General features: G+C 75.4%; 11 protein-coding genes. 4 read left to right on the top strand and 7 right to left on the bottom strand.

The genetic code is table 11. From position 1 onward, the window contains the following. Window positions 1-112: 112 nt before the first annotated feature. Window positions 113-1,297, top strand: coding sequence for a UDP-galactopyranose mutase (gene glf / locus G6556_RS13095; protein ID WP_166942043.1), 1,185 nt, complete (start codon window positions 113-115; stop codon window positions 1,295-1,297). 22 nt (window positions 1,298-1,319) lie between these two features. Here the strand turns inward: glf and G6556_RS13090 are convergent, their stop codons facing one another. The 4 genes from G6556_RS13090 to G6556_RS13075 all read right to left on the bottom strand — a co-directional run bounded on the left by G6556_RS13090 (window position 1,320) and on the right by G6556_RS13075 (window position 5,775). Beyond that, a complete protein-coding gene (locus tag G6556_RS13090) occupies window positions 1,320-2,654 on the bottom strand; it encodes a GHKL domain-containing protein (RefSeq protein WP_166942040.1) in 1,335 nt (444 codons plus the stop codon). A 2-nt stretch (window positions 2,655-2,656) separates the two neighbouring features. Beyond that, on the bottom strand, window positions 2,657-3,370 hold the full coding sequence (locus tag G6556_RS13085) for a LytTR family DNA-binding domain-containing protein (RefSeq protein WP_346774883.1): 714 nt from the start codon (window positions 3,368-3,370) through the stop codon (window positions 2,657-2,659). A 174-nt stretch (window positions 3,371-3,544) separates the two neighbouring features. Further along, on the bottom strand, window positions 3,545-4,999 hold the full coding sequence (locus G6556_RS13080; RefSeq protein WP_205693440.1) for an ATP-binding protein: 1,455 nt from the start codon (window positions 4,997-4,999) through the stop codon (window positions 3,545-3,547). Window positions 5,000-5,040: 41 nt separating this feature from the next. Further along, window positions 5,041-5,775 (bottom strand): alpha/beta hydrolase, encoded by a 735-nt coding sequence (locus G6556_RS13075; protein WP_166942035.1) that lies wholly within the window; start codon window positions 5,773-5,775, stop codon window positions 5,041-5,043. A 145-nt stretch (window positions 5,776-5,920) separates the two neighbouring features. Here G6556_RS13075 and G6556_RS13070 point away from each other — a divergent pair, with 145 nt between their 5' ends. Continuing rightward, complete coding sequence (locus G6556_RS13070) at window positions 5,921-6,952, top strand: NAD(P)-dependent alcohol dehydrogenase (protein WP_166942032.1); 1,032 nt, start codon at window positions 5,921-5,923, stop codon at window positions 6,950-6,952. Between the two features lie 16 nt (window positions 6,953-6,968). Here G6556_RS13070 and G6556_RS13065 read toward each other — a convergent pair whose 3' ends face one another. Continuing rightward, entirely contained in the window at window positions 6,969-7,238 is a 270-nt protein-coding gene (locus tag G6556_RS13065; RefSeq protein WP_166942029.1) for an acylphosphatase, read from the bottom strand. 53 nt (window positions 7,239-7,291) lie between these two features. Between G6556_RS13065 and G6556_RS13060 the strand changes: the two genes are divergently transcribed. Continuing rightward, window positions 7,292-7,702: a DoxX family protein gene (locus tag G6556_RS13060; protein ID WP_346774882.1), complete on the top strand. Its 411-nt coding sequence runs from the start codon at window positions 7,292-7,294 to the stop codon at window positions 7,700-7,702. Between the two features lie 79 nt (window positions 7,703-7,781). Here G6556_RS13060 and G6556_RS13055 read toward each other — a convergent pair whose 3' ends face one another. Continuing rightward, window positions 7,782-9,176, bottom strand: a complete 1,395-nt coding sequence (locus G6556_RS13055; RefSeq protein WP_166942026.1) for an FAD-binding oxidoreductase — start codon at window positions 9,174-9,176, stop codon at window positions 7,782-7,784. Between the two features lie 136 nt (window positions 9,177-9,312). On the opposite strand from G6556_RS13055, the gene G6556_RS13050 reads away from it, so the two are divergent. Next, window positions 9,313-10,440 (top strand): helix-turn-helix transcriptional regulator, encoded by a 1,128-nt coding sequence (locus G6556_RS13050; protein ID WP_166942023.1) that lies wholly within the window; start codon window positions 9,313-9,315, stop codon window positions 10,438-10,440. Between the two features lie 45 nt (window positions 10,441-10,485). Here G6556_RS13050 and G6556_RS13045 read toward each other — a convergent pair whose 3' ends face one another. Next, window positions 10,486-10,914: a hypothetical protein gene (locus G6556_RS13045; protein WP_166942021.1), complete on the bottom strand. Its 429-nt coding sequence runs from the start codon at window positions 10,912-10,914 to the stop codon at window positions 10,486-10,488. Between the last annotated feature and the right edge of the window lie 88 nt (window positions 10,915-11,002).

The following is an 11,002-nucleotide window of genomic DNA, read 5'->3' as shown; positions in this document are numbered from 1 at the left end:
AACCTGCACGGGTCGTCGGCCGTCGTCCACGGGCCCGAGAACGACCCCTACACTCGGGGCGCTCGCCCCGCCACCCGGCCGCCCCGGCGGCCCCGTCCCCCGAGGAACCCGCATGGACCTGCTCGTCGTCGGCGCCGGGCTGTTCGGCCTGACGGTCGCCGAGCGCGCGGCCGAGGCCGGCCTGTCGGTCACGGTCATCGACCGGCGCGACCACCTGGGCGGGAACGCCTGGAGCAGCGTCGACGCGGAGACGGGCATCGAGGTGCACCGCTACGGGTCGCACATCTTCCACACCTCGAACGAGCGGGTCTGGGACTACGTCCGCCGGTTCACCGCCTTCACCGGCTACCGGCACCGGGTCTACTCCACCCACGGCGGCACGGTGTACCCGCTGCCGATCAACCTCGGCACGCTGAACCAGTTCTTCGGCACCGCGATGGGCCCGGAGGCCGCCCGGGCGCTGGTCGCCGGGCAGGCCGCCGAGGGCCTGGCCGGCGGCGAGCCGACGAACCTCGAGGACAAGGCGATCTCCCTGATCGGGCGCCCGCTGTACGAGGCGTTCATCCGGGACTACACCGCGAAGCAGTGGCAGACCGATCCCCGCGAGCTGCCCGCCTCGGTCATCGCGCGGCTGCCCGTCCGCTACACCTACGAGAACCGGTACTTCGCCGACACCCACGAGGGGCTGCCCACCCGCGGCTACGGGCCGTGGTTCGAGGCGATGGCCGCGCACCCCCGCATCGACGTGCGGCTCGGGACGGACTTCTTCGACGCGTCGCAGCCGTTCAGCCGCGCGGCCGTCCGCGGCCAGGTGCCCGTGGTCTACACCGGGCCCGTCGACCGGTACTTCGACGAGCACGCCGGCCCGCTCGGCTGGCGCACCCTCGACCTGGAGACCGAGGTGCTGCCGGTCCGCGACTTCCAGGGCACCAGCGTCATGAACTACGCCGACCTCGACGTGCCGTACACCCGGGTGCACGAGTTCCGGCACTACCACCCGGAGCGCGAGGACCGGCACGCCCAGGACCGCACCGTGGTCATGCGCGAGCGGTCCCGGTTCGCGCTGCCCGGCGACGAGCCGTACTACCCCGTCGCCACCCCGCAGGACCGGGAGCGGCTGCGCGCCTACCGCGCGCTCGCCGAGGACGAGCCGGACGTGCACTTCGGCGGGCGGCTCGGGTCGTACCTGTACCTGGACATGCACATGGCGATCGCCTCGGCGCTGTCGCTGTGGACCAGCGGGGCGGTGCTGGAGCGGTCGGCGCCGGCGCTGGCGGCGCGGGCGGCGCTGGGCTGAGGCCGCGCGGCGCCCGGCGGGCTCAGGGCGTCAGGGCCTCCGGGCGGCTGCTCGCCGGGACCGGCAGCAGGATGCGCAGCGCGAACCAGCTGTCCTCCGCGCTGACCGTCATCGAGCCGCCGTACTTCTCGGCGGTGTGCCGGATCGACTTCAGCCCGTACCCGTGCCGGTCCCGGTCGGCGCGCCGGGTCACGATGTCGCCGTCCTCGGTCTTCAGCGTGCCGTCGAAGTAGTTCTCGAAGGTCGCCAGCACGAAGCCGCCGGTGGCGTACAGCGCGACCTTGATCAGCCGCTTCTCCGGCTCCGGGACCGCCATCACCGCGTCGATCGCGTTGTCGAGCGCGTTGCCGAACACCGCCGAGACGTCCATCGCCGACATGAAGTCGATCGTCGCGCCGTCCGCGACGTACGTGAGGTCGACGCCCTTCTCCGCGCACTCCAGGCTCTTCGACGTGAGGATGACGTCCAGCACCCCGTTGCCGGTGCGCGCCTGGGCGGCGTAGCCGGAGACGCTCGCCTCCAGGTCGTCCAGGTAGGACGCGCGCTTGCCCTCGTCGCCCTCCGCCCGGATCACCGCGATCTGGTGCTTGAGGTCGTGGTACTTGCGGTCGACGACCTCGATGCTGCGCTTGGACTGCAGGTACTGCTCGTGCTGCCGGCGCAGCATCTCGTCGACCGCCTTGACGTCCGCGCGCGCCCGGAGCTGGAGCCGCTGCCCCTGCTGCGCGTACAGCGCGACGAACCCGCACAGGTCCACCAGCGTGCGGATGTAGAAGATCTCCAGCCCGAGCCGGCCGCTGAACGGGGTGTTCGCGTTGAGGAAGCTGATGTTGCTCATGAAGAACGTGACCAGCGCGATCGCGACCGCGGACGCCAGCTCGCCCCACGTCACCTCGAGCGGCTGCGCCGGGCGGAAGTGCCGGGTCTCGATGAGGTACACCACCGCGAACGACGCCGCGTACATCACGACGCCGAAGGCGACCTGCCACCCGAGACCGGGCCGGCCCTCGGGCAGGAAGAAGAAGCAGTGCATCTGCCAGTGCAGCGCCGCCACGAGCTCCGCGAGCACGAGCGCCCGGGCGGCGAAGTACCCCGCGTCCCGCGCCGACACCCGCGCCGCCGTGACGATGAAGGCGTACATCGCGGCGACCGCGGCCGCCATGCCCAGCGACCACAGCGCGAGCGGCAGCTGGTCGGCGAGCTCCTGGACCGCGACGAGCACCCCGAGCGCGGCCACGGCGACCAGCACCAGCCGCCGCACCGGCAGCCGCTGCCGGCGCAGCAGCACGTACACCAGGCACGCCGCCCACTCCGCGATGCCCGTGAGGACCCGGGGGATGTCCGGGAGCGTCTCCATGATCACGCGTGCCGCGCCCCGAGGTAGTCGGTGAGCGCCGCGAGGAACGCCTTCTTGCGGGGTCGGCTGATCAGCAGGTCGTGCCCGCCGACCATGAGCGCGCTGCTGCCCTGCACGCCGAGCACGTGCCGCAGGTTCACCACGTAGCCGCTGTTGCTCCGGAAGAAGCTCTTGCCCTCGAGCTCGGCCTCCAGTGACTTCAGCGGACCGACGACCGAGTACCGGCCGTCGACGGTGTGCACCGTGGTGCGGTGCTTCGCCGACTCCAGGAACACGATGTCGTCCGTGGCGACCCGCACCAGCCCGCCGTCGACCGTGAGCAGCAGGTAGTCCGACGAGCGACGGCGCAGCCGGGCGATCGAGCGCTTGATCTCCTGCGAGAACGCGAAGTACGGCACCGGCTTGAGCACGTAGGACAGCGCGTCGACCTCGTAGCCCTTGATCGCGTACTGCGTCATGTTCGTGATGAACACGATGACGACGTCCCGGTCCACCTGGCGGATCTTCTCCGCGGCGCTGAACCCGTCCAGCTCCGGCATCTCGACGTCCAGCAGCAGGATGTCGAACACCGGCCGGTAGCCGGCGACCACCTGCGCGCCGTCCGCGAACCGGGTGACGTCGAACTGCTCGCCGTGGTCGCGCTCGTAGCGCCGGAGGTGGTCGCGGAGCAGCGCGGCGCTCGCCGCGTCGTCCTCGACGATGCCGATCCTGATCACGGTGCCGTTCTCCGGGGTCCGCCTGCCTCGCCCGCGGCGACGCGGGCCGGTCCGCCCGCCCCGGAGCGGCGTGGCGTGCCGCGGTCCCCTGTCGCGGCCCGCGGCTCCGGCGGGTCGCGGCCGATGGTAGGTGACGCGCGCCTGACATGTCATCCACGCAGGCGGGAGGGTGGGTCAGGCCGGCCAGGCGCCGAGCAGGTCGTCGGCGGTCCAGCAGGCCGCCAGCGGCGTCCCCGGCTCGGCGCCCGCGGGGCACACGCCGACGAGCGGGGTCGCGGCGGTGACCCCGGGGACGGCGACGGCGTCGGCGGCGAGGGCGGCCACCTCGGCCGCCCGCAGCGGGGTGCCTGCCCGCCACTTCACGGTGCCGACCAGCCGGACGGGGCCGGGCGCGCCCGCCGTCCCCACGAGGTCGATCTCCGGCACGTTGTTCCGGGGCCACCACCCGCCGACGGCCGCGACGTCGGCGAAGCCCGCGTCGGGGAGCAGCCGGTGCAGCGCGGCCCGCACCACCGGCTCCACCGCGCGTCCTCGCCAGGCCGCGAAGCCCCGGTCGATCCGGGTCAGCGCGAGGTCGGGCCGCGCGCGGTCCACCTCGCCGAGCGCAGGCTCGACGAACGCGAGCCAGAACCGGAGGGCCGGGTCGGCGATCCGGTACCGGCGGTTCTTGGGCGCGGCCGCGGACGAGAGCGGCTCGTCGACGGCCACCACGCGCTTCTCGACGAGCGCCCGCAGCGTGGCGGTGAGGCTGGCGGCGTTCATCGGGCCGCCCCGGGAGGCGCCCTGGATGCCGCCGAAGGTGCGCTCGCCGCGCCCCCCGATCGCGGTGAGGACCTGGCGCGCCAGTGACACCTCCCCGAACTCGGCGTCCAGGACGCGGGTGCCGGAGACCACGAGCGCGCTGGTCGACGACCCCAGCGACGCGCGCAGGAAATCGGCTGCCTGCTCGCCCGGCTCCCACTCCTGCGCGACGAGCGGGAGGCCCCCGGTGATCAGGTAGGCGTCGAACGCCGCTCCGCCCCCGAGCCCGGTCATCGCCGCGACCTCGCCGGGGCTGAGCGGGTCGAGGACGAGCTCGGTGCCCCGCGCGTAGAACGGCTGGTCCGGAGCGGTGAGCCGTTCCATCATCGCCAGGTCCGAGCCCACGAGCAGGAGCAGGACGGGCTTGCGGGACAGGCGGGCGTCCCAGACGCGCTGCAGCTCCCCGGCACCCCCGTCGACCTGCTCCAGCAGCCACGGGATCTCGTCGAGCACCACCACGCTCGGCGCGTCGTCAGGCAGGGCCGCCGCGAGCAGCGTGAGCGCGGCGGTGAGCGTCGTCGGCGTCGACCCGCGCGCGACGTCGGCGCCGGGGAGGTCGGAGTCGGCGACGGCCTCGGCGAGCAGCGCGAGCTCCTGCGCCAGCGGCGCGCCGCGCGCGGCCTGGAACGTGACCGACGGCAGTCCCGAGCGCTCGACGAGCTCTGCCACCAGCCGGGACTTGCCGACGCGCCGGCGCCCGCGGACGAGGACGGCCACGCCGGCGTCGGCACGTGTGCCGGCACGGACGACCGCGAGCTGCCGCTCGAGCTCACCCAGCTCGCGATCCCGGCCGATGAAGCCCACGACCCGACCCCTGACTATGGTCAACTTTACTATGGTGCACTTTACTAAAGTCGACCATAGCAAACTCAGGTCGGGACGGCCATGGCCTCCTCGGCGTCGGCCTCACCCTGCACGGCCGCGACCACGGCGGCCGCGAGGTCGTCCGGGCGGCTCAGCTGGGGCCAGTGCCCGGTCGGCAGCTCGACGATCGTGACGTCCCGGATGCGCCCGAGCTCGCGGACGTACGGGTGGTCCTTCGCGATGAGGTCGCGGAGCACCGACTCCGGCATGGTCGAGGTGATGACCGTGACCGGGACCTCGTACCGGCGCTCGTCGTGCAGGCGCTGCGGGCCGTTCGCGACCAGCGGCGGCACCGACACCGCGCGGGCGCGGAAGTCGGCGCGGATCTCGTCCGTGAGGCCGTCCAGCTCCTCCTCCTCGAACACGCCCCAGTCCGGCAGCGGCACCACGCCGTCGACCACGGGGAGCTCGTCGTTGACGACGCCGCCCTCGCCGAGCGGGCCGCTGTCGACGTAGATCACCTGCTCGACCCGGTCGGGGCGCAGGTCCGCCACGGCGTGCGCGACGGCGCCGCCGCCGCTGTGCCCGACGACCACGAACGGGCCGTCCATGCCGTCGATCAGCTCGGCGACCGCCGCCGCCTGGTCGGCCAGCGTGATGCCGGCGACCTCGTCCGCCGCACCGCCGGCGCCCAGGGGCGTCACGGGGTGCGGGGTGTGCCCGGCGGCCTCCAGGGCCGCAGAGACCGGCGCCCACGAGGACGCGTCGAGCCAGAAACCCGGGATCAGGACGACGTTCATGGTCCGACGGTAGACGTGACCTCCGACACACGCGACGGCCGCGGCCACCGCGGCCAAAGCCGACCGGATGGTAGTTGACACTTCAAGCGTATGGTGGATGCATCTACCACGCACCCGGGTCCGCCCGGAGGAAGAAGTCGCCACCATGAAGGCCCTGCAGTACCGCGAGATCGGCGCCCGCCCCGAGCTGGTCGAGGTCGCCAAGCCCACCCCCGGCCCGTCGGAGGTGCTGCTGCGCGTCACCGCCGCCGGCGCCTGCCACTCCGACGAGTTCATCATGGGCGCGTCCGCGGAGGACTACTCCTTCAAGCCGCTGCCGCTCACGCTCGGCCACGAGGTCGCGGGTGTCGTCGAGGAGGTCGGTGCCGGCGTGCACGGCGTCGAGGTCGGCGAGAGCGTGCTGGTCTACGGCCCGTGGGGCTGCGGCCGCTGCTACGCCTGCGCGTCCGGCGAGGAGCAGAACTGCGAGCAGGGCATGCGCGCGCCCGGCATCTTCACCGACGGCGGCATGGCCGAGTACATGGTCGTCGACGACGCCCGGCACCTCGTCCCACTCGGCGACCTGGACCCGGTGCGCAACGTGTCGCTCACCGACGCCGGCCTCACCCCGTACCGCGCCGTGAAGTCCGCGCTCCCTCGCCTCACCCCGGGCAGCACCGCCGTCGTCATCGGCTCGGGCGGCCTCGGCCACGTCGCCATCCAGATCCTCAAGGCGCTGACGCAGAGCACCGTCGTCGTGCTGGACGTCTCCGAGGACAAGCTCGAGTTCGCCCGCGAGGTCGGTGCCGACCACGCCTTCCTGTCGGACCCCGACGCGATCGAGTCCGTGAAGGGCCTGACCCGCGGCCTGGGCGCCGACGTGGTGCTCGACTTCGTCGGCATCCAGCCGACCGCCGACCTGGCCGGCGCCATGGTGCGCGTCGGCGGTGACGTCGTGGTCGTGGGCGTCGCGTCCGGCGCGGTGCGCATCGGCCAGACGACGGTGCCGCTGGACGTCAACGGCCGCGCGATCAACTGGGGCTCCCGCACCGAGCTGATGGAGGTCGTCGAGCTCGCGAAGCGCGGCGCCCTGACCATCCACGTCGAGGAGTACACGCTGGACCAGGCGCCGGAGGCCTACCAGCGGCTGCACGCCGGCCAGGTCCGCGGCCGCGCCGTGATCGTCCCGGGCGCCTGACGGCCGGTCGCGGACGTCAGCCGGCGATCGTGAAGCCCGTCGCGCCCTCCGGGGCCGCGTCGTGCTCCTCGACCCGGTCGACGTCCGCGAACCGCGGGCCCTCGCGCGCCCAGGCCGCGAGCGCCGCCACAGCGTCGTCGGGCCCCTCGGCCAGCGCCTCGACGGTGCCGTCGGCGCGGTTGCGCACCCAGCCGGCGACGCCGAGCCGCCGGGCCTCGGCGGCCATCGACGCCCGGTAGCCGACCCCCTGGACCTGTCCGTGCACCACCCAGCGCCGTGCGGTCATCGCCCCAGTGTGGCCCGGGTGCCCGCGGGCGCGCACCCGGCGAGGATGGGCCGGTGACCCGCAGTCTGCCGACCGCCGCCCCCCGCCGCCTCGGCACCGGCGCCCGCGTCGTCGCCGCGGCCTTCCTCGTCTCCGGCGTGGTCCACCTGGTGCGCCCCGGGGTGTTCGAGCCGGCGGTGCCGCGCGCCCTCCCCCGCCCGCGCGACCTCGTGCTGCTGTCCGGGGTCGCGGAGCTGGCGTGCGCGGCCGGGCTGGCGGTGCCCGCGACCCGGCGCGCGGCCGGGCCCGCGAGCGCCGCGCTGCTCGCCGCGGTGTTCCCGGCGAACGTGCAGATGGCGGTCGACGGCGTCCGCGGCCTCGCGACGCACCGGGCCCGGGGGCCGGCGGTGCGCGCCGCCGTGACGGTCGCCCGGCTGCCGCTGCAGTGGCCGCTGATCCGCTGGGCGTGGTCGGCGGGGCGCTGACCACAGCGCGGCCGTCCGGGCACGGACTCGCGGGCCGGCCCGCCCCCCCTGCGAGGGACCGGCCCGCGCGTCGTGCGCGTCAGGCGTCGACCGGGCGGTTCCCCCGGAACGTCCCCGCGGGGTCGACCGCGGCCTTGACCGCCCGCAGCCGGTCGACCGTGGCGGCCGGGTAGGCGCGCCGGATCGACTCGTCCCGGTCGAGGAACGTGAGCGGCGCCGTCCCGGTGCTCCACGGGGCGAACGTCGTGAACAGCTGGTCGAGCGCCGCCGAGACCAGCGGTGCCAGGTCCGGGCTCGGCACGATCGTGAGCCCGGTCAGCAGGTAGGGCTCGTCGGCGGTGCCGGCCGCGGCGGGCACCCGCTCCCGGGCGAGTGCCCCGCCCACGTGCCGGAGCTGGACCTGGAGCAGCGGCGTGCCGCTGCCGGCGCCGGCGACCCGGAGCAGCTCGGCGGCCGCGTCGTCGTCGAAGCCGTGCAGCCGGGTGCCCGCGAGGACGGCCGGCACCGGGTCGACCGGCTCCTCGGCGAGCAGCCCGACCTCCCCCGGCGCGACGGCCCGGAACGTGTCCCGGAGCACCGGACCGGCGGCGCGGAGCGGGGCGAGCAGCCGCTCGCCCGCCTCGGCGTCGCCCAGGTAGGTGGCCGTGACCACCGCGAGGGACTGCCCGCGCAGCTCCGCGGGGATGAACGGCGCGTCCGGGAGGTGCATGAGCGTGAACCAGGCGGTGAGCTCCTCCGGCGCGGACCGGGTGACCTCGAGGAACGCGCGCAGCACCGGCGCGGCGGCCTCGGCCGGGTAGCCGAGCAGCCCGCCGTAGATCCGCGGCGCCGGGTGCAGCTCGAGCTCGAGCGCGGTGACGAGCGCGAACTCGCCGCCGCCCCCGCGCAGGGCCCACAGCAGGTCCGCGTCGGCCGGGTCGTCCGACCGGACCCAGCGCAGCGCCCCGGTCGCGTCGACCACCTCGGCCGCGCGGATCGACGCGGCGCCGGGGCCGTACGCGCGGCTGAACCAGGACAGCCCGCCGCTGAGGCTGTAGCCGACGACGGTGACGTCGGGGTTCGACCCGATCAGCGCGGTCAGGCCGGTGCCGTCGAGGGCGGTCTGCAGGTCGCCCCACTTCACGCCGGCGCCGACGCGGGCCACGCGGGCGTCCGCGTCGACCCAGATGTCGTCGAGGGCGGCGGTCCGCACGACGACGGTGCCGTCGAGGGCCGCGCTGGCGCCGTGCCCGTTGGGCTGCGCGCTGACGGTGACGCCGTTGCGGACGGCCCAGCGGACGGTCGCGGCGACGTCGCCGGCGTCCGCGGCCACGACGAGGGCGAGGGGGCGTTGGTCGACCAGCCGGTTCCACGGCAGGCGTGCGACGTCCCACTCGGGGTCGCCGGGGTCGAGCACCGCGCCGGTGACGGCGGCGCGGAGCTCGTCGAGGAGCGTGGTGCCGAGCGGCTCGGGGGCCGCGATCTGCGTGACCATGCCGACGAGCGTCCCGGCGCCGCCGCGGCCGCGGTATCCCAGGAACCTGGGTGGTCGCGGTCCGCTGCTCCCACGCACCGCGCCACGCGGCGAAAGGGGCTTTCCGGACGATCCGGACAGGAGCACCATCGGGAGCATGGTGACGCTCCGGACGGAGCCCGTGCAGCGCGGGCTCGACGCGCTGGCCCGGCAGGGCCTGGAGTGGCACGCGTTCGTCGAGGGCGCGACCGAGCTGCTCGGCACGGCGGTGCCGTACGACGCCGCGTGCATCGGGCCGATCGACCCCGACACGGGGCTGCTCACCGGGTCGGTGAAGCGGAACCTCGGCGACGAGATGGACGCGGAGTTCCTCCGGCACGAGTACGTGACCGACGAGGTCAACCTGTTCCTCGCGCTCGCGCGGCGGGAGCGGCCCGTCGGCATCCTCGCGGACGACACCGGCGGCGACCCGCGGCGCAGCAGCCGGCACCGCGACGTGTTCGTCCCGCACTGGGCGCTGGACCACGAGATGCGCGCGATCGCGCTCGCCGACGGCACGCCGTGGGCCGCGGTCGCCCTGTACCGCAGCGGCGCGGCGGGCGGGTTCAGCCCGGCCGAGGCCGACTTCCTGGGACGGGTGTCACGGACCATCGCGCTCGGGGTGCGCGCGGGCCTGGTGACGGCGGTCGCGGCGTCCGCCGCCGGCGGACCGGGCACCCCGGCGACCGGGCCGGCCGTGCTCGTGGTCGAGGCCGACGACGCCGTCAGCCGGCTCAGCCCCGCCGCCGAGGCACGGCTCGCCGAGCTCGGCGGGTCCGGCTGGGGCGCCCTGCCGAACCCCGTCGCCGCCATCACCGCCGCCGCCCGCGCGCTCGGCGCCGGCCGGCTCGGCACGGTGCCGCGGCTGCGGGTCCGCACCCCCGCCGGCGAGTGGCTGGTGGTGCACGCGGCGCCGCTCACCGGGCCGGACGGCCGTGCGTGCCAGGTCGTGGTGACGATCGAGGAGGCGCGCCCGCCGGAGATCGTCCCGCTGGTCGTGGCCGCGTTCGGGCTCACCGGCCGGGAGCAGGAGGTCGTCGCGGCCGTGCTGCAGGGCGAGAGCACCCAGGAGATCGGCCGCGCGCTGCACCTGTCGCCGTGGACCGTGCAGGACCACCTCAAGGCGGTGTTCGAGAAGGCGGGCGTCGGCAGCCGGAGAGAGCTGGTGGCGCGGGTGTTCTTCGACCACTACGCCCCGCGGCTCAGCGACCGGATCGCCCCGGGCGGGTTCTTCGCGGGGGCGTGAGGCGCCCGGGCGCGGGCGGTGAGCGGCGTGGGGCGCGGCGTCAGGTCAGGTGCCGTCGCGGCGCAGCGGCACCCCGAGGATCGTCGGCTGCGGCTCCGGCAGGGTGTCCAGGCCGTCGGGCACCGGCGGCAGACCGCCGTCCGGCTCCGGCCCGACCCACACCCGCCACAGCCCGTCCTCGCGCACGACCCGGCCCGGCGCCCCGACGTGCGCCCGCCGGCCGGCCGACCGCACCTGGTCGCGGAGCCCGGCGACGTGCGGGTCGGGCACGAAGCCGACGACCCGGTTGCGGCACAGCACGACGACCGCGCCGTCCCGGCCCGCCTCGAGCACCACGTCGACCGGTACCGGCCGGCCGGCGGCGCGCTCGACGGCCGACAGCACGCCCGTCAGCGTGACCTGGAGCGCGCGGGCCTCGGCGGCGTGGAAGCCGGCGGGCAGGTCGGCGGCGACCGTGGGGCGGCGGAGTCTCACCCGCCCAGCGTCCCACGCGGGCTCCCGCGGGCGGGCGCGGCGGCGGGGTGCGGCGGGGTGCGGCGGGGTGCGGCGGGGTGCGGCGGCC

The organism is Cellulomonas sp. IC4_254, from assembly GCF_011603975.1.
GTDB lineage: Bacteria > Actinomycetota > Actinomycetes > Actinomycetales > Cellulomonadaceae > Cellulomonas.
This window is presented reverse-complemented; position numbering and strand designations above follow the sequence as displayed.

Excerpts from the sequence above, each read along its gene's own strand:
- glf (WP_166942043.1), top strand. The coding sequence starts at position 113 with ATGGACCTGCTCGTCGTCGGCGCCGGGCTGTTCGGCCTGACGGTCGCC.
- G6556_RS13075 (WP_166942035.1), bottom strand. The coding sequence starts at position 5,775 with ATGAACGTCGTCCTGATCCCGGGTTTCTGGCTCGACGCGTCCTCGTGG.
- G6556_RS13070 (WP_166942032.1), top strand. The coding sequence starts at position 5,921 with ATGAAGGCCCTGCAGTACCGCGAGATCGGCGCCCGCCCCGAGCTGGTC.
- G6556_RS13090 (WP_166942040.1), bottom strand. The coding sequence starts at position 2,654 with ATGGAGACGCTCCCGGACATCCCCCGGGTCCTCACGGGCATCGCGGAG.
- G6556_RS13050 (WP_166942023.1), top strand. The coding sequence starts at position 9,313 with ATGGTGACGCTCCGGACGGAGCCCGTGCAGCGCGGGCTCGACGCGCTG.
- G6556_RS13055 (WP_166942026.1), bottom strand. The coding sequence starts at position 9,176 with ATGGTCACGCAGATCGCGGCCCCCGAGCCGCTCGGCACCACGCTCCTC.
- G6556_RS13065 (WP_166942029.1), bottom strand. The coding sequence starts at position 7,238 with ATGACCGCACGGCGCTGGGTGGTGCACGGACAGGTCCAGGGGGTCGGC.